The sequence below is a fragment of the Legionella rowbothamii genome, from assembly GCF_900639985.1.
Classification (GTDB): domain Bacteria; phylum Pseudomonadota; class Gammaproteobacteria; order Legionellales; family Legionellaceae; genus Legionella; species Legionella rowbothamii.
Genome location: NZ_CAAAIM010000001.1, coordinates 864,661 through 890,185, shown reverse-complemented (window position 1 = coordinate 890,185; position 25,525 = coordinate 864,661). Strand labels below are relative to the sequence as shown.

Genomic DNA, 25,525 nt, shown 5'->3' with positions numbered 1-25,525 from the left:
ATTTCTCACAATAAAATAAATGAAATCAAGTGGTTGATGGGGTATACTATTGACCTTTTTAACGTCATAGCACATAATTTGGGTTAAAAATAATCAATTTTTAGTTGCATTATTTTCCATAACGTGTAAAAATTGCCCTCCATGAAAACAAAAATACTTTATACATCATTATTTGTCGCCATTGCAGCACTAGGTACAACAGCCTGGTGGTTTTGGCATTCCAAGCAACTTAAACAGCCTGTAGAACCGCAAAAAACTGCATCTATGTTTAGGCCGGTTACTTTTAACCAACTCCCTGGATGGACGTCTGCTGATTTAAAGCGCTCATTAACTACTTTTCAAGTTTCTTGTCGCGCTTTTGTGAAGCAAAAGCCTGAGCAAGTGGTTGGAACCGATCATATTGTGCTCCAAGTAAAAGATTGGCAACCTGCCTGTGCTGCTGCCTTAAACATTCATTCAATTACTGATCAATCAGCTAAATTGTTTTTTGAGGAATGGTTTCAGCCGGTGGAGTTTTTTGATCCCGATACTGGGCCTGGTTTATTTACTGGTTATTATGTTCCAACAATTAAGGGTAGTTATACTAAATCAAAAGAATTTAGTGTGCCTTTATATGAAACACCAGATGATTTAATTACTTCTGATCTTGGAATGTTTTCTGGAGATCTGAAGAATCGCCGTATTGTCGGTCGTTTGGTAAAAAAACAACTCGTTCCTTATTATACGCGAGCTCAAATCAATAAAGGGGCTTTGAAGGATAAAGCTAAAGTCTTGGTTTGGATTAATAGTCCTATTGATCGCCTATTTTTAGAAATTCAGGGTTCAGGGCTTATTGAACTTGAGAATGGCGAGCGTCTCTCTGTAGGTTATGATGCGCAAAATGGACAACCTTATACGGCTATTGCGGGAGTTTTAATTAGAAAAGGAGTTATGACTCGTGATAATGCGTCCATGCAAGCGATTAAACGTTATTTGACAGAGCATCCTAAACAGTTGCATCCAGTAATTAACCAAAATAAATCTTTTGTATTTTTCCGGAAAATGAATCAAGGTGTTGCTTTGGGGGCGCAAGGTGTGTGGTTAACTCCCGGCTATTCCTTAGCAGTAGATAAGCAGTGGATCCCCTTAGGCACTCCATTATGGTTAAATACGACACGACCAAATAGTCTTAATCCTGATAAAAACAAACCCATGCAGCGTTTGATGATCGCTCAAGATACGGGTGGAGCAATTCGTGGCAAGATTCGTGGAGATGTTTTCTGGGGAGATGGGGAACGCGCAACCTCGATTGCCGGTCATATGAAGAATACGGGGCATTATTGGCTGTTACTACCTAAACACGCTATTTCTCGAGTCGTTCAAGTTTCTTCTTCTTAGTATTGTCCAAGTACGTGTAGGCTGGGCCATGGGCCCAACCTGCAATGGCAACTCTCTCAGGAGGAGTGGGACGATTACCTTACAATTGATTAAGGCGCCACCACCTTATTCACAACCGCCTCTTTAGGAGTCTGCTCAGTAAGATTTGAAGATTCTGCACTCGCATTTAAAGGCTGCACTGTATCAACTCTCAACGCATCGGCAAGACTAATAAATTTGTATCCATTCTTTTTATACATCTCAATAATATCTTCTAGACAGTAGCTGTTTAGTAGATTCGCGTGGATAAGTAATATTTGTTTTATTGGCTGTCCATTAAACTTGTTGGATCTGCGTTCTGCTGCCAGAGTTTGTTTCCAAATGTAGGCTAAGTAACGCTTCTTAAACTGATTAATGTTTTGTGCTCTCTTGCGATAAGGAATTCTATAAAACTGTGCATTGAACTCATAATCTTTACTGTCGATAGTAACTGGGGCAATAGTGTATTGGTGTGCCGCTAAATAATTCACTACCTGTTGTTTTTTCTCGCCGTTTCCCTCAGCAAGGTAAGGATAGCGGAAATATTTTGGTTCTGTTAGTACTGGCGCTAATTTAACATCTGCTCGCTCGATATCCGCAATGTATTTGTTAGCGCTCATGCTGTTTAGACTATCATGGGTATACGTATGATTACCTAATGCAAAGCCTTGATTGCGGAAAGTCTCTAATAGATCCCATTCATTTTTTGCTACAGCGCCACCAATTACAAAACCTGTGGCAGGTACTTGATTATCAACAAGTGCTTTCACTATAGCCATAAATCGGTCTTGGGTTCGTTTTAAACTGGCTGGAGTACTCGTGCCTGAACCAACAAAGGGTAAATCATCAATAGTGATGGCTATTTCACGTTCATCAGCAGCAAAGCATGGGAGGGTACAAAAAAATAAAGCGATAGCGGTCCATCGACGTAACATGACATCCCCCGTTTGTTATTATTCTTATTAGTCTTAAAACTATAGTAGATAATTTAAAAAAAAACAGGGAATGTCATTAGTCATTTCAGACTGTTAAGGGCCAGACTTTGCAATTGTTTCGGATAGATTTTCTTCCTCGGTATTTTTTGGAGATATTGGTTTTGTAGAAGGAAGAGAAATGACGGGACCAAAATGAGCTACCTCTTGAGGCTCTAGAGTTACTTCTATTGTTTTTTCAGCTACGGGAACATCATTTGGATTCGGGTATTTGTGAAGTAGTGTTTGTACGTACTCTGCATCCTCATCAAGATATAAATCTGGCTTAAGTTCCCCATCAAACTCCATGCGATAGCGATCATCTAATAATGTATTGCGATTGACGTACGTGTAAATTCCACCAGTAGCAAGGGAAAGGAAGGCGACTCCAGCAAAAACCGCAGGAACAGCCATTGCAATGATTGGTGAAGCAAAAAGAACTGGTGGGAGTAGAGCACTTAAGGCACTTAAGCCCACAAAGCCAACTAATGCTGCTACACCAATAATGGGTACTCGATGAAAACCAAAACGATTACGGTCTCCATTGGCTAGCCAGGCAGCAAGCTCTTGAGGTGTTTGGCACATCAATTTAAGCCCTTGCTCTTGATAGCCATTTAGATAAGAGCCTAATTCATATAAACGGTACCCCCACTTTTCTTCATTAACTTTAGTCATCTTACGAGCATAAATTTCAGCTCCAATGGCAATTAAAGGCATTGCAACCATCATGACGGGTAATATAAATGTAGCTAGAGGAGCAAAAAAAGCAGTAGTTGTTGCCACTACAGTAAACAAAATTGAGGCAAGAACTACGGGTGGAAATGTAGCTGCTACGCCCCAGGCGATACCTTGAGCTATTTTATCGTTGGTACGCAGCATACTTTTTTGCTCATCTTGATGACCTAAAAGAAAGTAGGGTAAATTAGCTTTGGTTGCGAAAAGATCGTTAACCACGCCATATAAAATTCCACTTAAATAAGTAGAGGCACCGGTAAAAAGCCCGGCAGAAACAGCGGTAAGCCAAAAGGGCGCGCCTCCAATAAGGGTTGTTGCTACGAAAAAAGCGACAATTACTGCAGAGATTCCTACACCTGTAAAACCGGCGCGTAGAAGTGGGTTTAAGCCGTCATATTGTTGGCCAAGCATCCTGGGATTACGATACAAAATACGATAGACCCCATTTTTTTTAAAATGGTCGAGTGTTGATTGACCGCCATCCATCTGTTCAAGTAAAGCAATTAATTTATTTACATTATCTCTAGCTGCACTTAATTGTCCCTCTTGCTCTTTAAGGGGCTCTTGGCAATCAGAAATGAGTTGGTGTATTTTATTATCTTGTTCTAGATTTTGATTTAATGCTTGTTTTGCATCCTCAAGAATCGCATGGAGCAAGTATATTTGTTGTGCTTCTGTCATTTTTCGAGCATCGGATGAAGTGAGATTTCGTAGATCAGCTTCTGTTACCGCCATGTTGGACTCCAAAGTACAAATAAGAGATACTAGAGTATATTAAAAAAAGTCTTTTTGGTCAATATATGATCTTTTTGTTCTCTGCACTTCATTTGAATTATTATTGTAACAAAGCCTAGGTAATAGTATTTTTTGATGCATACGGAAGATATTGAAATTGAATTAGCAAAGTACAGAGTGAATACGAAAGTAGAAAATATTGAGATTATATACGAGTCTTAACAGGATGTTGGTAGGAGTCACCAAGAGATTAGCTTTGATGGTGGCCAGAGACGGAATCGAACCGCCGACACGAGGATTTTCAATCCTCTGCTCTACCGACTGAGCTATCTGGCCCCAACGGGATGCATTAAACCGTGATATGGCCTTAGAGTCAAGCATTGATTTCATTTTTTATGAAAAAATCTGAGGCCATTCAACAAATTGGGTTGTTATTTTTCAAAGTGGTTTAATTTGGATTATATCCAGCGGGTTTTTCTGAACCTTCACCGAAGAAATATTTTTGCATTTCTTCTTTTAAAAATTCTCTCGATTTGGGTTCGAGTAAATTTAATCGATACTCATTGATTAACATGGTTTGATGAGACAGCCACATATTCCAGGCTTCTTTAGAGACTTCATTGAAAATTCGCTCACCTAGAGCACCAGGGAAGGGAGCTTTTAACATACCCTCAGCATCACGATTTAACTTACAGCAGTGAACGATTCTAGTCATAATTTACCTCTTATAGCAGTTAGTGTAGTCCGTTTGTTGACAAACAGGTTATGTTTTTTAGTAGAATGTCGGAGCGTGTGATTCAATCTAATTAATAGGCCGCAGGGTACGGACCTATTAGGAAGGGGTAGTTTACTGTGGATTCACTAATTTTGTAACCTTTTAGTCGGAGCGGGTTTTTACTTGTCCCAATAAAATATGCTGGGATAAAATTTGCTCTTGCTCATCTGTTAGGCCATTAAATGTTACCGCAGTACGATAATGGTGGTCGCTTTGATATTGGCTGTAAACTACAGTTGCTTCTAAAATAATCGGAATCATTTTGGGCTTGGTATAGATAACCATCTTTAAATTGGTCTTTTCTTTAATAAGCTCTGTTGTTTTAAATGCCATGCCGCCAAGACTAATATTTACCTTACGCATTTGAATGGTATTGGTCATAAGCATTTGCCGAGACAAATAGTCTATTTTGGTATTTAATAAATTAAGATAATGCGCTAAAGCAGGGTCCTTTAATGCAATAGCCTGGGTTAATTCAGCTAATTCGTAGTCAATATTTTGGAAATAATGCGATGCTTCCAAATAGCGCTGTCCATTTTTACCCAATAACTCATCGACAACGGCTCTATCCGAGCACATTTCACCCGGTTCCATAATTCGGTAGTTAAAGTATATATAATCCTCGATACGGAAGTGTTGTCGTCGCTCATGTATTGGCATAATAACTCCATTTATTCAATATGCTTTATGCTGTCTGTTTTAGATATGAGTTAGCGTTGAAAAGACCAACTTATCTATAATATAGACAATTTTTAAAGCATTGCTAAATATGAATTGGAAAACAGGTATAATATAACTTGTTGGCCTGAACTGTAAGCCTTAGTTGCTTTTTCTTTGCCTAACTAATTGAGTTTATTAAAATAAGAGCTCTTCCTTGAGCACTTATCGTTGGCGCTTAGCAAACTGCTGCTAAGGAGTTTTGAGCTGAGGGATTAGTGGATTCAATTTCCTGTGCAGCAACAGCCGCCATTAATGAATTGAGTGCTTCTCCTTTAAAAACAATACTCGTGCCGCGTAGAGTCGCTCTATTGAAGAATCTATTTTTCTTTCGTGCTTGATAAGAACTTGGTTCTTGTTTTTTAACCGCGGCAAAAAATTGCAGAGTTGATTTTGCTTTTTCTTGGTGCTCAATTTTTTCCTCCTCTGCATCTGTTTCTGCTTCTGGAGTTGTATCCGAACTTGGATTGGGGATAAAAACTACACTGCCGGAATTTTCTTCCTCTTCTCCGTCCTCGTCATTGGTTTCAGCACTACTTTTAATGATGACGCTAGCTGCTTGTGATTCCTTATCCCCATCCATTTTCGTTGTTTTATGAATCACAATACTACTTGAAAGGGATTCATCCCCTAAGGATTCCTCAGTCAACTCTGAGTCGGATTCCTCTGAGGATAGACTTGCCACTTGTTGCTGCAGTGGTTCATTGGGAGTTGATTCTACCTCATTGCTATCTTCAGAAAAGAGTGTCGCAAGTGCGGTTTTTATTTCCGTCATATTCGCTTGTAAGAAATCTATCACGTGTTGCGATTGTTTCGCTCCCAAATGGAATAGATGGGTTTTAGATAAGGATATAAAAGGAATAAAATGGGATTGGAATTCGGGTCCTGAAAAATCCAAAGCAATTTTTATTTGCGTTACATTTGTTATCTCGGGTACACGGAAGTAGCCAAAGGATACGTAATGAATCAATTTTTGAGTGAAGCTAGCATGTTGCCAGTCTTGGTCTAATAGGCTTTTTTCAATGGATTTTGAAAGGTTTGTAAAATAAGACTTCGAGCATTGTTGATAACATTTAACCGCTAGCTTTTCAGCAAGTCGATTTAGGCGACATTCCTGAGGATCTCGAGTACTTAATTGAATAAAGAGAGGATTGGCTTGTTTCAATAATTCCTCATTCCTCAGATTACTATTCAATAAGGCCTGAATTTCATTATATTCTTTTTCAAGTCCCACTGATGCTGAAGGCAGCATCTTTTCTACGTCTTCATAAAAATTAATAGGTTGCTTACCGATGATAGTTAATAATTGCTGCATTTGGCTAATGGACAGTCTTTTACCTTCTTCGTGGCGAGTCATTTCGCGAATGAGCAAAATATAGTTCTTTATTTGATTGTTTCCGTCTTTAAAATAGGACTCTATATCGCAATCAGGATTCCAATAATCATCGGGGAGGTCATCCATTTTTGTTAATAGTAAGAATTCTTTAAGAGCCATACCTACTTGATATGCCATAAATTGTTCCATATCAAAACGGGTTCTATAGGCTTTGGCTACATATGCATCCTGGTCTTCATTGAGGCAGTCAGTGTATTGTGGTGGTGCATATTGAGGTGAAGAGCGTAGATTTGATGCAAGTTGAGATTGTCCGCTAACAAAGGTTTTTCTATCTGCAACAAGTAATCGATTATTATGCGCCAGGAAGTTACTTAATTTTATATCTGGATGGTATACATCCGCTTCTTTTAATTTGAGGCAAAAGTTATTTATTCTTTCGAAGTAATGTTTTGCACTGCTCAAAATGAACGCGGTATTTTTGTCCCTTAATCTTTTCGCCACGCTCCGCAAATCGCCTTCTTTAGCAAACTGACTTAAGACTAAAGGCTTATAGCAGACATCCCCGTCCCCATCTTTGAACTGAATCATCGAAAATGCAACATCATCAGCAAAATAATCAGTTACTTCATAAGACTGTAATTTTTGTTCAATACCCAATTGCGGGCGATCTTCGATACGTAGAACAAATCGCTTAGATTCTTCTTTTTTAGATTCTTCTTTTGCAAATTCCTCTTGAAGCACCTTGATGTCTAGAGTGAAATTAAAATTGTTTGCTTGGTGATCACCTAAAACAGCAGTTTGATAATTTTCGCTCTCTTCTTGGTTATGGCCTTTAATTGCTGATAGTTTAGCTTTGGCTCGGGTTAAATCAAGAAGGTGTCTGGTTTTAGTTACTTTATATTTGGGTTCATTCTCCATTAAATAGTCAATACGACAGGACAAGGCGATGTATAAAGTTCTATCTTCTGCACCTAGAACGGTTTTTTCAAGAAGCTCATCTCGTTTCTGCATTAGCTTATGGAGATCGTTATAGGCTGCATCTTTTACTAAGGGAGGGTAGGACCTCATTCTGCTTTTTATCGCTTTTGCAAACTGAGCGCTTTTTAAGAAAAAGGAGCCATCCGGTTCAATACCGTAAGTAGTTAAAAGTGATTCCCAAGAGCCAGTCCGGTCGGGGTGGCCATTGCGCCAATTAAATAAATTCTCATTTAATGGAACCTTGTTCAATTGATACTGGATTCGCTGTAACTGAAATATACGCTGAATATGATCATCTTGAGGAAGCGCATTAAATTGCTCAATAAATGTTTTTAGGGGGCCTCGTCCATATTGAGGATAAGGGTCAAGCTTTGCAAATATTTGACTTATCCGATAGTTCAGTTCAAGGAACTGGGTTCGGCAACGTTCAAAAGGTAGGTTTTGTTTTAATAATTGATTAAGAGCTTCTGTTAATTTCTGTGCGCTCTCTTCTTTACGTGCTGTAGGTCGTTGTTCTGTACTGTTTGCTACTACATCAGCAAATTGAGTCGTTTGTAACAGGGATTCTGCAAGAGGATTAATCTCTAAAGACATTAATAGTGCTTGCCAACTTCCTTCTTCATTTGAACTGGCATTGATCCAACGAGTTAATTCTGCATCAGCTTGAGTATGTTTCAATAAAAAATTAATTTTTTGTAAGTAAAAACAGCGCTCAAGATAATTCTCTTTTGGAATCTCATTAAACTTGTCTATAAGTTTTTGAATTTCGGGGTTATTTGCTTGGTCAAATAGATTGTTTAATTGAGGCATTGGTGCTCCGGACAAAAAGCGATGATGGTATAAAAAGGTTCTAGTTGAACCTTAAAAATAAAATTGATTAAATTTAACACAGGATGGTGTATCATTCAAGAGCACAGTGATTATTTTTAAAATTTAAATTACAGATCAAGCCCGATTAATGTGGCCGCAGCACGGTATAATTACTACCACCAATACTGGGTTTTATGCTTTAATAACAACTATTCTCTATTCCCATTTTGAAAAGGTTTATCATGACTTTTGTCGTAACTGAAAGTTGCATTCGTTGTAAGTACACTGACTGTGTAGAAGTTTGCCCAGTTGATTGTTTTTATGAGGGACCTAATTTTTTAGTGATTCATCCTGATGAATGCATTGACTGTGCATTATGCGAGCCTGAATGCCCAGTGAATGCTATCGTTTCTGAAGATGATTTAACTGATGAGCAAAAGCAGTTTAAAGAATTGAATGCTAGACTGGCGCAAAAATGGCCCAATATTACAGCAAAAATAGATGCACCCGAGGATGCGAAAGATTGGGAAACGGTGACTGATAAACTGCAATATTTACAAGAAGAGTAATCGAAATCACTTCTCTTAGCGAATCATGTCGGCACAACCTAAGTGAAAAAGGCCGGCTTTCAACAGCCATCCCAGGATTTATGGCTAGAGCCCCTCAGTCTGATTTGGCTGAGGCTATTGCTCAGGCTATTGAGGATAAATCAATACTAGTTGCTGAAGCAGGGACTGGAACTGGCAAAACCTTCGCCTATTTATTGCCTTGTCTGCTTAGTGGTAAAAAAGCACTCATTTCTACCGCCACTAAAACATTACAAGATCAGCTCTATCAAAAAGACTTGCCTACCTTAGTTCGTGCTTTGGGCCTTTCTACGCGCATCCAAAATTTAAAGGGCAGAGCAAATTATATTTGTCAGCACCGTGTTGAATTGCATGCTGAGGAAGGGCAATTTCAAAGCCCACAATGCGCACATGAGGTTGCTCATGTGCGGAGTAAATTATCGCAAATGAAATTAGGGGATCGCTCTGAATTACCTGAGTTAAGCGAAGATTCCCCTGTATGGCCTTATGTGACCTCGACCGTTGATAATTGCTTAGGCGCGGAATGTCCTAATTATGAAGACTGTTTTTTGGTAAAAGCGCGTAAACGCGCCTTAACCGCTGATGTGGTTGTAATTAATCATCATCTATTTTTCGCTGACTCTCGTTTGAAAGATGAAGGGTTTGGGGAATTATTACCGGGTGTTGATGTAGTGATTTTCGATGAGGCCCATCAATTAGCAGAAATTGCCACACATTTTAATGGCGATCGTATCGGTACACGTCAATTTCGTGATTTAGTTGATGATGTAATTCGCGAGTGGCCGGCGATTGATTTGGCAAACCAGCCCTTAAAAGCGCTAAGTTTTAAAACAGATAAGCTGATGGATGAATTAGTAACGCATGTATCTGCCTTTGATGAGCGCAGTAGTTGGGAGGAACTCAAACGCAATAAAACTTTTATGGGGATTTGGGATAATTGGTTGAGTTTACAAAGCGAATTGCTCGGGTGCTTTGATGCGGAGGCGATTGCGGAAAAGCCTGGTTTAGTGCGTTGTAAAGAGCGTTTAGAAGAGTTTAGTGCGGTCCTGCAACTGTTTACTCAAACGCAAAATGATAAAATTCGTTGGTTAGAGCGTTTTAAACATACCTTAGTGTTTCATGCAACTCCTTATACGGTTGCTGAACCCTTTAGCCAGTTACTTAAAAGACAATCCTGTACCTATGTTTTTACGTCTGCTACCTTAACTATGGCGGATTCTTTTGAGTGTTTTTGTAATCCCCTAGGATTAGATGAGGCTAAGACCTTACTTTTACCAAGTCCGTTTGATTATCAGGAACAAGCCTTACTTTACTTGCCTCGCGGATTACCGGATCCTAAAAATCAAAATTATTACGATTTATTGCTCAAACGAGTCATACCTATTATTGAGGAACTGGGGGGACGCTGTTTCTTCTTATTTACCAGCCATAAAGCGCTAAAACAGGTTGCTCAAATGATGGACGGTGTCTTAAACTATCCGATATTAATTCAAGGAACTGAGGCAAAGCCTATTTTGTTGGAGCGTTTTCGACAATTAGGAAATGCGGTTTTATTAGGTACAGCAACCTTTTGGGAAGGAGTTGATGTTAAGGGAGAGGCGCTTTCTTGTGTTATCATTGATAAATTACCTTTTGCCAGTCCCGTTGACCCTGTTACACGAGGGAGAATGGCTTATTTAAAAGAAAAAGGGTTGTCTGGATTTGATGAATTATCCTTACCCAATGCGGTAATCGCATTGAAGCAGGGAGTAGGGCGTTTAATTCGAGATAATACGGACAAAGGTATCTTAGTCATTGCTGATCCGCGTCTTACCGGTAGAGAGTATGGTCGACGTATTTTAGCCAGTTTGCCGAAACTTCCCATAACGCGTGATGACCAAAAGGTTTTAAAATTTATTAGAGAGTTGGCATTGGATTATGAAACTATTAGCGATTGATACATCAACAGAGCAAGCAAGTGTCGCGGTATCGTTTGGTGATGAGCTCTTGCATCAAGAACAGGGAGCCCAACGAACCCATGCGCAATTTTTGCTGCCTATGATTGATGAGTTATTGGCAAAGGCAAATATACCAATGAATCAGCTAGATGGTATCATTTTTGGCTGTGGACCTGGTAGTTTTACGGGCTTACGTATTGCCTGCAGCACTGCTAAAGGATTGGCTTATGCTCATGATTTGGAATTAATTCCGGTAAGCAGTCTGGCTGCCATCGCTTGGCGCGCCCGACAACAGACAGCGCAGGCCGATACTGCTGTATTAGCAGTACTGGATGCGCGTATGCACGAAATGTATTGGGCGTATTACCCGCAAGCACAGTATGTTGCAGAAGAGCGAGTGAACGCAGTTGCTAAAATTTCAGTGCCTACTCAACAACCCATTGTGCTTGCCGGGGTAGGTATCGATGAGTATTGGGCTGATTTTTCTGATACTTTAAAAGCACAAGTAAGTAACAGGTTAAGCGTATATCCAAACGCTGCAGCGATGATTGAATTGGCACGGGCAAAGAATTTACCTGCCATTCATGTTGCAGATGCGCAGCCAGTATACGTTCGCAATCAAGTAACATACGATAAGAACTCTTAAATGAGTGAAGGAGATCTTGGTGGATAAAAAATTATTGGAAATTTTGGTTTGTCCTTTATGCAAAGGTAAACTTATTAATAAAAAAAATGAATTAATTTGTAAATTTGACCGTTTAGCGTTCCCAATTCATGGTGATATTCCGGTCATGCTAGAGCATGAGGCTCGGGTTATTCCTTTGGAAGAAAAAGATAAGTTATAAACTCCATTCACGTTATTATTCGTTTGGAGACCTGGTTGCTGGCAACTAGGTCTCCAACAAGCAGTATCAATCGCATTCCCATAAACCCTTGAATTACCGCGGCTGTGGTAATTCGGTCTTAAAATCGGTTCTAATGAGTGAGCTTACTATGGCGGGAAAGTAATTAGATTCAGCGGTGGTTAGAGAGGGCACAAATTATTTTGCTCCTCTCTACAACTACTTATTTTATGAATAAGCTGCACGTGCGATCCACTTGGTCATGCCATTTAGATGCAGTGTCTAGCCATGACTTATTAGGTGCGAGCTGCTCTCCTGCAGTAATCGCAGCGTGGGGTAAGGGCGTAATGATCGTAGTGAAAAAGCTATGATTTTTGTTACTCAAAAGACTGGTCTCTTGAGGGAGGCTCTTTAATTTTTCACCTAATAGAGTTATCTTTTTCCCTGTTTCTACTCCTTGCTCATAAGCTTGAATAGCGTAAGAGTATGCATAGTAGGCTCCTCCCGCCATGAGTCCCAGAATAAGCAGTGAAGGTGCTAAGGAAAATATAAAAGCCAATAAAAGGGCTGCCCCAGTGAATAAAACAGCATTACACGTACTATCTATTGCAGAAAGCAGTTGTTGATTGCATGCAGAAACTTGCTCAATAAATTTGACAATCTCTGGTTTCTTTTCAATAAAACCAACAAAGGTAGAAATTTCTTGGTTATGGCTTTGTGTATTATTTATAGCCTGAAGATGGGTAAGCATCTTATCGATAATATAGAATAAATCAGCAATGTTTCCTTTGCGTATGTACGTCATTGCGATGTTATAAAAAAGGTTTGATATGTTGGGCTCTGTGTTAATGAATTCCCGTGCATAAGCTGCGACTTCATTTGAGAAGTCTTGAGGTAATTTGCCAATATATAAATCCTTTTTTTTCCAAAGTTTTATTCCGTGATCATACTTGGGTAGCTCGTTATTAAAGGGAGTATTCCTTACTGCAACGGATTTTAATAAGCTAACGTACATGTAAAACTTACCAAAATCATCTGTTACTTGATTTTCAATTTGTTGGCACAATAAATCTAACTTGTGTGATGGCATGATACTCTCTCAGGATGTTGGCACGAATACCCGTATTACGTTGAGCTAATACGGGCTTCGTAATGCTATAAACTGGCTTCTTGGCGTCTTTTACGCCAGTAAAGCAGGACGGCAGGTAGGATCATTACAAAAATACCTATAGAGAAAACCAAACGGAAATGAGATGCACTACCAAAATTCATAAATTCAACAGGAGGTATAAAACCTACAATTAAGGTCATAGTACAGCCGCATAAACCCAATAGGCAGGTAAGATAATAGCCTGGTTTACCACCTGGTATTGCAAAAGGTCTTTGTACCTGAGCAAATTTTGCTTTCAGCTTCAACGCAGCAATAAACATCAGTACATACATCATAATGTACAATTCGGTACTTAAATCGGTGAACAACCAATAAATCGCATTCACACTTGGGAATAAAAGAAAGCCGCTGCATAATACTGTCACCAATAGGGCTTGCATGATTAAAATGCGCGAGGCAACTCCATGCTTATTTAATTTGCAGAGGGATTTAGGTAAAAAATTATGATTTGCGGCCATGAGTAAGCCTTTTGCGGGTGAGATAATCCAATTAATCATGCTACCCAAGCTGCCTAAGAGTAAAAGAAAAATCAAAATAGGCATGAGCCAGGTCAAGTGATAAGCCTGGAAAAAATTATTAAACGCCTGCATTACCCCATCCACAAGGCTAATTTTCTCTTTGGGTAATACGAAGGCAATCGCTAGAGAACCTAAAATCATCGTTGATAAGATAAGTAGCCCTGAAAAGAGGAGTGCTCGGGGGAAGTTCTTTTGCGGATCTTTCACGTTACGCACATGTACAGCCGCCAGCTCCATACCTAAAAACGAAGTCATGATTGCTGTAAGTGAAACCCAGGATTGGCTGTCTTTCCATTGCGGCAATAAATGAGAAAGGCTCATATCAATAGCAATGGGATTTCCTTTTATAATCCAGATAATTGCCAGCACAATAATAAAACCCATCGGAATAATCATACCTAAAATGGCACAGATTCCCGCAAAATGGGCTGAAGCACGTAGACCTGATAAGCCAACAAAGGTTAAAGACCAGAATATGGTGAGAATTACAGCAATCAAATAGTATTTATTTTGGGCTAGTTCGGGATTGACTAAATAAGCCAATGCACCGGCAATAAATGAAAGGATGGTGGGATACCAGACCAGGGTATTAATCCATTGCAGCCAGATCGTAAAAAAGGCCACATTTTCACCGTAGGCATGATTTACCCAGCTATAAATACCTCCTTCTTCTTCTGACCAAGTGGAGGCTAACTCAGCCGCGACCATAGCGACAGGAATCAAAAAAACAATAGCAGAAAAAATAAAAAAGAAAATTAACGACGAGCCGAACAATGCCGTACCGGGTAAATTTCTGATGCTATCAATAGCACCGGTTATCAAGAGGACTAAAGCAAGTACAGAAATTTTTTCCGAAGACCAGTTGTTCATTAATTCGTTCGAGTTGTTAAAAGGGAAGCATTATATACTTAACATACTTTAAAATGCTATGTATGCCATTAATTTCCTCTGATTTAGAAACTACGATCCTTGCCTAAATAAGTTAGCAAGTAAAAATAATAATATAAACGAAGGAGATTAATTGAGTTCTTATTAAAAAATTAGAAAAATTATAGACTTAGAAACGAAACACGAGTTATTGTTAATACCCAAAATTATGGACTCGTTGGATAGAATCGTACAGGACGCAATAATGAATATAAGGAAGTGTTTATTTTTACTGAACTCTTTGTTGGCATTTGTTTCTTTAGAATCCACGTCATTTGCTGCCAAAGAACAGTGTGGGGAGCTACTTGATCAAATTATTTTGAAATATAAAAGTGTTAATAGTCAGGAGCAACCTGAGCTTGGTGACTCATGGTGGGATGGTTTTGCAAAAAAAAGCGGGTTGCCGATACAATCAGTTAAACCGCTGGTCAGCGGAGCTTATCTGGTAGTCATTAATTCAGAAAAATTAACGCGTTTATCTTCCGCCAAAAATGTTTTAACAGACCAATATTTTAATGCGGGTTTACGCAAAATATTAAAACAAACTGATGTTCAATATGCTGATCGTGACATGCGTTATTGCGTGATTAAACCTCCAGTACATACATCAAGCCCTAGTGCATTGCCCTCACCCTTGCAGGTATCAATTTCTCATGCTTCTCAATGGGATGAATTTAGTTATCCAGGAGTTATGTTGGAATCTGCCCCTGGTTTGTTAAATGGAGCCTGGTCGATAACCTTAGGGTATGCAGTTCCTCCGATTGCTATTTCTAATTTTGAAGCGATTAATTACAATCCTGACTTAACCCCTAATCTTTTGCCGGGTTGGAATTTTAGTAATAATAGTACCAATGTCAGTCAACCCGGAGACGAACATGGTACGCATACTGCCGGTACAATTGCAGCAACAGGAGCTGTCTCAGGAATTACGGGAATGGGGCCTTCTCTTAAAATCCTTCCTATTGTTCCCGGCTCACTTTCAGATTTAGAGCAAGGGCTCTATTGGGCCATGGGCAGAGATATTCCTGGAGTGCCTCATAATAATTACCCAGCAAAGGTCGTGACCATGAGTTTTAATTACCCATCATATGTTGGGTGCCAACCATCCTTGCAAGAAGCCCTTGATGCCTTCATTCAAAACAATGGGATTATTACGGTTAGTGCTGGAAATGATAATGTACCGGCCTCAAACAATCCACCTCGGTCATGCAATAATGTACTGGTGGTGGCAGCAACACAAATTAATGGTTATCGAGCTAATTATTCAAATTATGGGCCCCGGGTTACCATTGCAGCTCCAGGAGGAGAACAGGTTGACGGAAATCCCTGTGACGTCAATGGTATTTTATCTACAGTCTCTGCGGGAACAGGATGCCAAAACAGTGGTTTTTCCTTTTATGAAGGAACTAGTATGGCAACACCTCATGTTGCAGGGATAGCGGGATTAATTTATGCCTTAAATCCTTATATCAGTTCTCAGGAAGTAAAAAGTATTCTATTGGAAAGCGTTGATCCTTTTGCCCCCACCTCTGATCCCGAACGTTCCTGCCTTGGTGAGAAGTCTTGCGGAGTAGGAATTGTAAATGCCTACAAGGCGGTGAAACTTGCAATTTCAGGTCATACTATTATTGCGGCTCCCTCATCCACAGATTTGAAGTTGAAAAACTCTTTTGATCCCTTTAATCGTTGTCCTCCTAATTCGTACGTGGCGACAGCGCGTTCAATTCCTTCGCCCCTTGCTACCAAGTGGGAAATTAATCAGGCGACTCGCGCATGTCAACTTCTTTCAGCCTATGAAACTCCTATATTACAAGTTAATGGCTCACGCCTTATGGTGACTTATGGACGTACAGTATTGACCTTAGCAACACCTGGGGTAATGTGCCGTATTAACAATTCAAATGGCTTCATATGCTAAAGGAATATAGCTTGGGCCCATGGCCCAACACGGAGTTCATGTGTGTGGTAGATGCTAGGTGGATAGCAGAGGAGCCCACTCTGCAATTTCGTTTCGCGACGTAGAGGAAAAAAATGAAAAAGAATTTATTGGTTGTAGTGATGCTCATTGTCTCTAAAGCAGGTATGGCTGGCGCTTTTTATGCTAAGTTTGGCGCAGATTACTTACGGAGTCGTAGTGATAACTACTCCCTCAAACGGACCCATCCAATTGCCGGTTCTATTTCACCAGAAATAACAGCAGGGTCCCTCCATAGTAGCAACGGAGCAGGTAATGTGGCACTAGGGGTGAGCCATTTGCTAAATCCAAATTGGAAGTTGAGCTTGGAAGCTTCTTATTTACAATTATCTGGATATTCTAAAAAACTTAACCCCTTTATGGCGGGTCCTTACGAACGTGATGACTTAATTAATATCTTTCATTCTACAATGAACGGTAATGTGGGGGCGGCGATTTTTAATATTGACTATTTCTTTAAACATAATTATTCAATCTACATGGCTCCCGGATTAGGCATTGCAAATATGAGGACCCACTCTGAATTAAATTATCAAGCCTACGATTATGAAGAGAATTTGGTGATGAAATCACAAAAGACTCAAACTAATTTTAGCCCTCAGGTGGCTGTCGGCCTCAAATATGCCATGACTCAGCATCTAATGCTTGATGTAGGAATAAGTTATATTTGGCTTGGAAAAGTACGTTTTGGTGAGTTATCACGAGATAGCGATGATGAAACTAAAACTGAGGTTATCGCAAGAAATACTTATTTATTCGGGCCAAAGCTTAATTTAATTTATTATTTTAGTTAAACGTCCCCAACGCGGAGCTTGGCTTAAGAGCATAGGCTGGGCTCGAAAGCCCAGCAAACATCATTTGTGCCACTTCCAATGCGGGACTTGGCAGCTAGTCTACATTTTGTGGCCCAATCGAGGGTGTAATCATCAACATAATGTCTTGGGGCCTAACCCACAACGTATCTATTTATTTTTATAGCCATCACGACAAGAGGGTGACTTAGGAACGGCTTGATTTTTCTCCCATTCATCTGGAGTGTAGAGATGCATGCTTAACGCGTGCAGCCCTAAGTCAAATTCACTAGCAAGTAAACGATTAACTAGTCTATGTCGGGCAACACGATTTAAATCAACAAATTTAAAAGAGGTGGCTGTGACTTTAAAATGAGTTTCTGCACCTTGAGGAACATGATGATTTGATGACTCATCGTCAACACTTAAATAAACTGGATTAAGTTCCTGGTTTAATAGTTCTTCTATACGTATTTTTCGTGACATATTAAATCCTACAATTCGCGGGTACATATCGGTTATTATTTTTTTCAGTTACTGCGCAAACCCAAGTAATCGTTGTCGTAGGCGGTGTGCCAGCACTGAGGAGTTCACCATTGGATTTGGGACTCATAGTGATTGCAACATTTTGAGCGAGTGGCGTGTAATTAATCGTAATTACCCCAGTGTCTTTGGCAATACTGACACTTTTTACAATAGCAGTAGCTGATGGGCTGGTCCATCCCGTACTTAAATCAGTATTTCCGGTCATGGCGTTTTCAGAAACTGTAGTTTGTGCGGTAGTGGCTAAACTCAAGCCTTCTGTGACTCTGGCTCTAATCAGATAATCCTGATAGGCAGGGATAGCAAGGGAAGCAAGAACACCAATAATTGCTATAACAATCATCAATTCAATTAATGTTAAGCCTTTCTGTTTCATGTGTTGCTCCTAAAATATAATCGTATTTGAGATAAGGCTACCGGGGCAACAATTCCTTATCATTTAACTTAATGGCAGTTGCCCCTGTAGTATAAAATTAACCTTAAAGTTTTTTTGCAATCAACTGATTTTTTAAACGAACATAATCAGGTAACCCATTAATATATTCAGGATAGGCTTCACCTTGAATCAATGGAGCTAAATAACGTCGGCATGCCTCGGTAATTCCCATTCCATCTTCAGAAATATATTCTGCAGGCATGGCCTTTTCCTGATTTGCTACGTCTGCTAAAGGTACATGACTGATAGACCATTGATAGGGTTCATCCTGTTCACGGACAACAATAGGCATGATCGCATTATGGCCTTTAACCGCGTATTCAACCGCAGCTTTTCCTAAAGCATAAGCTTGTTCTACATCTACCTTGGAAGCAATATGGCGAGCTGCACGTTGGAGGTAATCTGCTACCGCCCAGTGGTATTTATAGCCTAGCTCAGTTTTAACTAACTCAGCAATAACTGGGGCAACACCGCCAAGTTGTGCATGGCCAAATGCATCACGTAGGCCGGCATCACTCAAAAATTTACCTTCACTATTGCGAATTCCTTCAGAAACAACCACAACGCAATAGCCATGCTCTTTAACACAGTCATCCACCTTTTTCAGAAACTTAGTCGGTTCAAAAACGACTTCAGGTAATAAAATAACATGGGGTGGCTCACTGGGGTTTTTACTGGCCAAGCCGGCGGCTGCCGCGATCCAGCCTGCATGACGTCCCATTACTTCAAGAATAAATACTTTAGTAGAAGAGGCTGCCATTGAAGCTACATCAAAGCCTGCCTCTTTAGTTGAAATTGCAACGTATTTGGCAACAGAACCAAAACCAGGACATGCATCAGTAAATGGTAAGTCATTATCTACTGTTTTGGGAATTCCAATACAGGTAATTGGATAGCCCATTTTCTCTCCTAACTGAGATACTTTGTGCGCGGTATCTTGGGAGTCGCCACCACCATTATAGAAAAAATAACCTATGTTATGAGCTTTAAAAACTTCGATTAGACGCGCGTATTCGTCACCATCATTTTTTAATTTATAACGGCAGGAACCAAAAGCACCAGAAGGTGTTTGCATTAATTTGGCGATATCAGCATCAGTTTCTAATGACGTATCGATTAATTCTTCGTTTAATGCGCCAATAATCCCATTTTTGGCAGCGTATACTTTGCCGATCTGCTCCGGATATAACTTAGCGGTTTGAATTACTGCGCAAGCTGAGGCATTAATTACTGCGGTTACACCGCCTGATTGTGCATAGATAGCATTTTTTATTGTCATTTTTTCTCCTGCTTGATGAGTCTATTCGTCTGATGCCAGTCTGTGTTTAAAAGTGTGTCATCCTAAGGTTAATGTTTGCTGGGCTTGACAGCCCAGTCTACGTTTTATTATTACTTGACTTTTTCATCCTCGCGTGCGGGGACTTTCAACTTGTCTTGAATATCACATGACTCCTTATAGGGCCGGATTATGGCGGTCAAGTTGCGCTAATTCGAGAGTCGTGTTGCAACTAAAAAAATCAGCTCATTTTGGCTCGGATACTAAAAATGTCAACACGCTCTAAGTATTTTTTTCAGGTAGATTTTCATACTCACTAATTACTGCATCAATACTTTGAATTAATTCGGCAAAAGGAATGGCCAATTCATCAATAGAGGCCGGGCGAGCGGCCATCTTTTCTACCTGAATGACCTTAGCTTGTAAGGTCGGTACTCCGGAGAAACAACAGGCGCCGTGAAGCTTATGCGCCGCGGCACCAAGCTGTTTGATGTCCTTTTTATGCATTAGCTCAAGGAATTCTTCACGATTTTTATGTAACTCTTCAACAAATTGGCTTAAGAATTCTTCAGCGAGCTCTTGGTTTCCAGAAACTTTTTGTACACAGAGTTGCCAATCAATAGCAGCATGTTTTGCTCTATCAACAATACGTAGAATATGCATCAGTAATTGTTTTTCATCAATGGGTTTTTGTAGGCAAAGATTGATGCCAGATTTCTTTAAGTCCGTATTATTGACATCACTGCTATTAGCGCTAATCAAAACGACGGGGGTGTGCCGGTTGAGCTGCGATTTTTGGCGAATGATACGGGCGGCCTCTAAACCATTTAGCTTAGGCATTTGCAAGTCAAGCAGGATAATATCGTATTTTTTTTCATTGCATGAAGAAACAGCCATCTCCCCATCGTCGACCGCATCGATATTGGCATGAGTTCCTAATAATGAGTCCAGTAGCATTTTATTTACAGGGTTATCTTCAGCAATCAATAAGTCTGGGTGCAGAAAACGTAATTGCTCTCTTAAACCATCTAGTTCATGATTTCCTTGTTTTTTTTGGGGACTTTCATTAATGAGTAATTCAATAATATCTTGGAGCTTTTGGATACTAATCGGTTTAAATAAAAAGCCATGGGCACCTAATGCCGCATAATCATGAATATGCCATTTAGAAATAAGTACATAAGGGAAATGATTATGTGCTGCAATAATTTTTTCTATTTGCCGTTCACAGCCTTGATTTACGTTCAGGAAGGCCATTTTACAATCCATATTATCATCTAAGGCTTGAGGCAGCTGGCTAAATGAATTTACAGAAATACATTCTATTCCCCAATAACCTAAACCATTGCATAGAGCTTCTAAATGCAGTGGGTTATCATCGAAGCACAATACTTTAAAATGGGCAAAGCGATGTGTTTGATTCTTTTCTATTTCATAAGCAGCTAATTTTTCCACTTTGATATGGGCAGTAAAGGCAGAGCCTTTATTTAGCTCACTCGTCATACTCAAACGCCCCCCCATTTCCTCACAAAGCTTTTTACAAATTACCAGGCCTAAACCAGAGCCCCCATAACGGCGGGTAATACTCGTATCTGCTTGATTAAATGCAGTGAACAATTTGCTTTGATCCTCGGGTGATATTCCCAATCCAGTATCACTGATCGTAATGCAAAAGGTGTAATCCTTTTCCGTTTCTTGCTCAATATGAGTTCGTATAAGCACATAGCCATGATCCGTAAATTTCACGGCATTGGTTATTAGATTACTAATGAATTGTTTAATACGGAAGGGATCACCCAATACCGTTTTGGGCACATTAATGTCAGTAATCGGGATTAAATCAATTCCTTTTTTATGTGCAGTAGGAGCTGCTAGGGTAAGTACCTCATCAATGCAATGTCGAATATTTAAGGGAATGCAATCCAGATGCAATTTTCCTGCATCAATTTTCGAGAAGTCGAGGATATCATTAATAATACCTAATAAATCTTGAGCAGAGGATTTAATGGTTTTTACATAATCCATTTGTAATGGGTCAAGTTTACTTTCCAGTAACACATTAGTAAAACCAATAACGCCATTCATTGGCGTACGAATCTCATGGCTCATATTGGCAATAAATTCAGATTTTTGCCGACTTTTTTCTTCGGTTTTTTTCTTTTCTAAAGACAACTCAATATTTTTTTCTTCTAAAAGCTCCAGACTTTGCTGTAAGTCCTCAGTAGCGACCTCAATATGCTGATTAAGGTCTTTGATTGTATCGATGTATTTTTTTTGTAAGTGGGCGCATCCTTTTTCAATAATGCCTAACTCACCTTTACTTGAGGTTTTTATTTCCGTTTCAAACTCATTACGTAGAATTTGTTTCATACTACGCCGCAAACGCGAAATGGGTAAATAAATACGTTTAGAGAGAAAATAATGGCTGGTTAATCCCATTAACAGGCCAAATAAGGTAATGAAAATAGTAACAATCAGCATTTGATAACGTTTGATTAACATAGAGCGGGTATCAATATCAATGGAAAGCCAACCAAGAATGTCATCGGCTTGGAAGGTTGAGGCATTCGTTAAATTTCTACTAAAAGTATTATTGGAGTACAGATTAAATTTAGGAATAGTGACTGGGGCAATGAAGTTAATGGTGAAGGGGTTTATCTGTTTGCTTTCAATATAATCCCCCGTAAAGTCGGGCGGTGTAAAGGGTTTATGCAGGGAGTGCTTGCCGCCGCGATAAGCCAATAATTGCCCTTCGCTATTATAAAATGCAAGTGCTTTAACTTCTGGGTTAATTGTTGAGGCATTAATTAAGCCTTGTAGGGTGCGATCATCTCGACGAAGCATTGCATACTGAGCTGCCGGTACTAATTGGCGAATATAAGCCTCCCCAAGCCGGGACATGTGTTGTTTTAGGTCATTACCAAAGAGGCCATTGTAAAAGACTGCGAAGAGTAATGCGACGAGAAATGCTGGGATAAGGGTGGTGATTCTTAGTTGATATTTGATACCAATACTTTTCAAGGATGACTCCTGGGGGTAGATAATCTGGCGTTTGTTTTCTGTGTATCACAACTTATTTGCTGCATTCAAGTCCTTATGTAAGGCGCTTCACCCAGACTACAAAGTCAGTTATTATATACTCAAAATGCTATTTTAAAAGTGCTGCCATTAAGTTAAGGATTATATATATGTTGTAGGCTAGGCCAGGGGCCCAACCTACAACCTTTCCTTAGCTTAATGGCAATGTATTATTTTATCCCATAACAACAGAAGAGATTATGACTGTTAGAACTCGATTTGCACCAAGTCCAACCGGATTTTTACATGTAGGTGGTGTCCGCACTGCTTTATTTTCATGGCTTTATGCAAAACGCCATAAAGGCCAATTTATTTTAAGAATTGAAGACACCGATAGAGAACGCTCTACTCAAGAGTCCGTGCAAGCTATTTTGGATGGCATGGCTTGGTTAGGATTAGATTGGGATGAAGGACCTTTTTATCAAACTGATCGCTATGAGCGATATAATCAAGTAGCACAGCAGTTTTTAGATGAAGGCAAAGCCTATCGTTGCGAATGCAGTAAAGAGCGCCTGGAAACATTGCGTGAAGCCCAATTGGCTGCTAAAGAAAAGCCACGATATGATGGTCATTGCCGTAATAAAAATTTGCCGCAAACAGACAAGCCTTTCGTTATTCGTTTTAAAAACCCAGAAGAGGGTACGGTTTCATTCACCGATGAGGTTTATGGTGAAATTCATGTAGAGAATAAAGAATTAGATGATTTAATTCTGGTGCGTTCTGACGGGCATCCTACATACAATTTTGCGGTAGTTATTGATGATTTGGATATGAGCATTACCCACGTGATTCGTGGTGATGATCATGTGAATAATACTCCAAGACAAATTAATTTGTTTCGCGCATTAAACGCACCTGAGCCAGTATTCGCTCACTTACCCATGATCTTAGGTGACGATGGCAAGCGTTTATCTAAACGTCATGGTGCAGTAAGTGTATTGCAATTTAAAGAGCTGGGTGTTTTACCTCATGCTTTATTAAACTATCTGGTTCGCCTTGGATGGTCTCATGGCGATCAGGAGATTTTTAGTCTGGATGAAATGATTTCCTGTTTTGATCTTAAAAATGTAAGTAGGGGAGTTTCTAGTTTTAACTATGATAAGTTGTATTGGTTAAACCAACATTATCAAAAAAGTGATTCGCCTCAAGAAGTTGCTAAAGCACTGAGCTGGCATTTTGAGCAAGCTGGTGTGGATTTATCTAAGGGACCCGATTTAAAAGAATTGGTCGCAATCCAAGCTGAACGCTGCAAAAGCTTAGTTGAAATGGCTGAAATCAGTATGTATTTCTTTACCGATTCTATTGAATACAATGAAGATGCAGTGAAAAAGCATTTACGCCCAGTTGTTTTAGAGCCGTTAATGGCACTTTATGAGCGGTTTAAAGCAGTTACTGAGTGGCAAAAAGATGTATTGCAAGAATGCATTAATGATACTTGTGCTCAGTTTGATATTAATATGGGTAAAATAGCTCAACCTTTACGGGTTGCAGTCACTGGCTCTAGTATGTCGCCTTCTATTGATATGACTCTGCTTTTGTTAGGCAAGGATAGAGTACTAAGTCGCCTAGAAGGTGCTTTAGAACAATTAAACATTCGCGCCTCATCAACCAATTAATTCGCAAGCGTTCACATCGATGTAAATTTTATCTTTGTGAACGCATCGGTGAATGCCTAGCTCAAGGAATGAATGTTGAAGATTAAATCATCTGTCTTAGGATTAACCGCGTTATTCCTTTCGCCTTTTACGTATGCCGTTACAAATTCAGCGCCTTATGTTACGGATTTCTTAAAAAAAACAGTTGATGGCTACTATAAGAAATACAGTAAAAAGGAAAAATTTACAGCAGTTCAGGCATCGGTATTAATTCCTCAACATCAAGGGAATAATCAATATGAGGTTAAAACGGCATTTACAGGAACTTTCGGTTTGCCGCCAATTTCAAAAACCGTGAATGCAGACAGCTTATTTGATATAGGCAGCATCACTAAGTCGTTCACCTCGTTAATGCTCCTGCAGCTGCAAGCGGAAGGGAAATTATCATTGGAGGATCATTTGGATAAATGGCTTCCCCAATATCCTCATTGGCGGGATGTGACTTTGCGACAATTGTTGAATATGACCAGTGGTATTCCTAATTATTCTGTAGACGATGATTTCAATAAAAAGATGGAAGCTAATCTATCTCGGGTTTGGACTGATGAGGAGCTATTAAGCTATGCTCATCCAGAAAAACCATTACCTAAGCATAGAAAAAACACATATGAGTACTCTAACACTAATTATATACTTGCAGGAAAGGTCATTGAAAAAGTGACTGGAGATACTTTTGCAAACCAATTGAAGTTACGGATTGTTAGTGCCAAAAATGGATTAAATCAGACTTACTATCCTGCTGGTCCTGAGGGCCCAGCAACACAAAAAACTATTTCTTTAGAAAAGGTACATGGCTATTATTTAGATCAAGAACCCCCAAAACTTGTGGATACCTTTAACAATGATCTTTCATGGGCGGGTGCTGCAGGGGCGATTGTGGCCAATACCCAAGATGTGGTGCAGTGGGTCCAATTACTGTATCACGGTAAGTTAATTGATGCAGCTCATAGAGCTCAGGCACTTGCTGAATTAGAGTCTGTAGTTTCAATAAAAACAGGATCTCCAATTTCAACGGTATCTGCTGAGGACCCGCGAGGATTTGGATTGGGGGTTGGTTATTACTACGATAAAGAACTTCAGCAAAAATTCTGGATTTATAAAGGAAGTACTTTAGGATTTAGAACGATGTATTTTTGGCAACCTTGTAATAACGTAACCACTGTAATTGCATTAAATAGTAAAGGGGGCGAAGGTAATCCTGATTCTAAATTAGGCGATGAGATTCTGAATGCTAATCTTAAATTATATAAATTGATTATAAAGTCCCATCCCGAACTAAAATGTATGCCTTAATGTGATAAAACTTAGCCCCTATTCGTATTAGCGCCGTGTAATAG

20 protein-coding genes and 1 tRNA gene are annotated in these 25,525 nt (G+C 39.6%); 9 read left to right on the top strand and 12 right to left on the bottom strand.

Annotated features, from left to right (window positions below; all coding sequences use genetic code 11):
• Positions 1–141 precede the first annotated feature (141 nt).
• Positions 142–1,377 carry a murein transglycosylase A gene (gene mltA, locus E1P08_RS03685; RefSeq protein WP_133135645.1) on the top strand — a complete coding sequence of 412 codons (1,236 nt, stop codon included), beginning with the start codon at positions 142–144 and terminating at the stop codon, positions 1,375–1,377.
• An 89-nt stretch (positions 1,378–1,466) separates the two neighbouring features.
• Here the strand turns inward: mltA and E1P08_RS03680 are convergent, their stop codons facing one another.
• The 6 genes from E1P08_RS03680 to E1P08_RS03655 form a co-directional block, all read right to left on the bottom strand.
• Complete coding sequence (locus E1P08_RS03680) at positions 1,467–2,330, bottom strand: polysaccharide deacetylase family protein (RefSeq protein WP_133135644.1); 864 nt, start codon at positions 2,328–2,330, stop codon at positions 1,467–1,469.
• 93 nt (positions 2,331–2,423) lie between these two features.
• Positions 2,424–3,836, bottom strand: coding sequence for an ABC transporter ATP-binding protein (locus E1P08_RS03675; RefSeq protein WP_133135643.1), 1,413 nt, complete (start codon positions 3,834–3,836; stop codon positions 2,424–2,426).
• Between the two features lie 260 nt (positions 3,837–4,096).
• A tRNA-Phe gene (locus E1P08_RS03670) sits at positions 4,097–4,172 on the bottom strand.
• A gap of 112 nt (positions 4,173–4,284) precedes the next feature.
• Positions 4,285–4,551 carry an oxidative damage protection protein gene (locus tag E1P08_RS03665; RefSeq protein WP_133135642.1) on the bottom strand — a complete coding sequence of 89 codons (267 nt, stop codon included), beginning with the start codon at positions 4,549–4,551 and terminating at the stop codon, positions 4,285–4,287.
• 162 nt (positions 4,552–4,713) lie between these two features.
• Positions 4,714–5,271 carry a PilZ domain-containing protein gene (locus tag E1P08_RS03660; RefSeq protein ID WP_133135641.1) on the bottom strand — a complete coding sequence of 186 codons (558 nt, stop codon included), beginning with the start codon at positions 5,269–5,271 and terminating at the stop codon, positions 4,714–4,716.
• A gap of 235 nt (positions 5,272–5,506) precedes the next feature.
• Entirely contained in the window at positions 5,507–8,452 is a 2,946-nt protein-coding gene (locus E1P08_RS03655) for a hypothetical protein (protein WP_133135640.1), read from the bottom strand.
• A 242-nt stretch (positions 8,453–8,694) separates the two neighbouring features.
• On the opposite strand from E1P08_RS03655, the gene fdxA reads away from it, so the two are divergent.
• Genes fdxA through E1P08_RS03635 form a run of 4 tightly spaced genes read left to right on the top strand, consistent with a single transcriptional unit; the run spans position 8,695 to position 11,821 of the window.
• On the top strand, positions 8,695–9,021 hold the full coding sequence (fdxA, locus tag E1P08_RS03650; protein WP_133135639.1) for a ferredoxin FdxA: 327 nt from the start codon (positions 8,695–8,697) through the stop codon (positions 9,019–9,021).
• On the top strand, positions 9,003–10,976 hold the full coding sequence (gene yoaA / locus E1P08_RS03645) for a DNA repair helicase YoaA (protein WP_133135638.1): 1,974 nt from the start codon (positions 9,003–9,005) through the stop codon (positions 10,974–10,976). Before fdxA ends, yoaA begins: the two co-directional genes overlap by 19 nt.
• On the top strand, positions 10,957–11,622 hold the full coding sequence (gene tsaB, locus E1P08_RS03640) for a tRNA (adenosine(37)-N6)-threonylcarbamoyltransferase complex dimerization subunit type 1 TsaB (protein ID WP_133135637.1): 666 nt from the start codon (positions 10,957–10,959) through the stop codon (positions 11,620–11,622). Before yoaA ends, tsaB begins: the two co-directional genes overlap by 20 nt.
• A gap of 19 nt (positions 11,623–11,641) precedes the next feature.
• The gene (locus E1P08_RS03635; protein ID WP_133135636.1) at positions 11,642–11,821 is read left to right on the top strand and encodes a Trm112 family protein; all 180 of its coding nucleotides are present in this window, start codon (positions 11,642–11,644) and stop codon (positions 11,819–11,821) included.
• Positions 11,822–12,041: 220 nt separating this feature from the next.
• Here the strand turns inward: E1P08_RS03635 and E1P08_RS03630 are convergent, their stop codons facing one another.
• Positions 12,042–12,908: a hypothetical protein gene (locus tag E1P08_RS03630; protein ID WP_133135635.1), complete on the bottom strand. Its 867-nt coding sequence runs from the start codon at positions 12,906–12,908 to the stop codon at positions 12,042–12,044.
• Between the two features lie 65 nt (positions 12,909–12,973).
• Positions 12,974–14,377, bottom strand: coding sequence for an APC family permease (locus E1P08_RS03625; RefSeq protein ID WP_133135634.1), 1,404 nt, complete (start codon positions 14,375–14,377; stop codon positions 12,974–12,976).
• Between the two features lie 262 nt (positions 14,378–14,639).
• Here E1P08_RS03625 and E1P08_RS03620 point away from each other — a divergent pair, with 262 nt between their 5' ends.
• The gene (locus E1P08_RS03620) at positions 14,640–16,352 is read left to right on the top strand and encodes a S8 family serine peptidase (protein WP_133135633.1); all 1,713 of its coding nucleotides are present in this window, start codon (positions 14,640–14,642) and stop codon (positions 16,350–16,352) included.
• A 113-nt stretch (positions 16,353–16,465) separates the two neighbouring features.
• Positions 16,466–17,203, top strand: a complete 738-nt coding sequence (locus tag E1P08_RS03615) for an outer membrane beta-barrel protein (protein WP_133135632.1) — start codon at positions 16,466–16,468, stop codon at positions 17,201–17,203.
• 168 nt (positions 17,204–17,371) lie between these two features.
• Here E1P08_RS03615 and E1P08_RS03610 read toward each other — a convergent pair whose 3' ends face one another.
• The 4 genes from E1P08_RS03610 to letS all read right to left on the bottom strand — a co-directional run bounded on the left by E1P08_RS03610 (position 17,372) and on the right by letS (position 22,476).
• Complete coding sequence (locus E1P08_RS03610; RefSeq protein WP_133135631.1) at positions 17,372–17,686, bottom strand: BolA family protein; 315 nt, start codon at positions 17,684–17,686, stop codon at positions 17,372–17,374.
• A 1-nt stretch (position 17,687) separates the two neighbouring features.
• Positions 17,688–18,119: a pilin gene (locus E1P08_RS03605; RefSeq protein WP_133135630.1), complete on the bottom strand. Its 432-nt coding sequence runs from the start codon at positions 18,117–18,119 to the stop codon at positions 17,688–17,690.
• A gap of 103 nt (positions 18,120–18,222) precedes the next feature.
• Positions 18,223–19,458, bottom strand: coding sequence for a 6-phosphofructokinase (locus tag E1P08_RS03600; RefSeq protein WP_133135629.1), 1,236 nt, complete (start codon positions 19,456–19,458; stop codon positions 18,223–18,225).
• 279 nt (positions 19,459–19,737) lie between these two features.
• Positions 19,738–22,476, bottom strand: coding sequence for a two-component system sensor histidine kinase LetS (letS, locus tag E1P08_RS03595; protein ID WP_133135628.1), 2,739 nt, complete (start codon positions 22,474–22,476; stop codon positions 19,738–19,740).
• Positions 22,477–22,733: 257 nt separating this feature from the next.
• Between letS and gltX the strand changes: the two genes are divergently transcribed.
• Both gltX and E1P08_RS03585 read left to right on the top strand, forming a co-directional pair.
• Positions 22,734–24,149: a glutamate--tRNA ligase gene (gltX, locus tag E1P08_RS03590; protein ID WP_133135627.1), complete on the top strand. Its 1,416-nt coding sequence runs from the start codon at positions 22,734–22,736 to the stop codon at positions 24,147–24,149.
• A gap of 75 nt (positions 24,150–24,224) precedes the next feature.
• A complete protein-coding gene (locus E1P08_RS03585) occupies positions 24,225–25,481 on the top strand; it encodes a serine hydrolase domain-containing protein (protein WP_133135992.1) in 1,257 nt (418 codons plus the stop codon).
• The last annotated feature ends 44 nt before the right edge of the window (positions 25,482–25,525 follow it).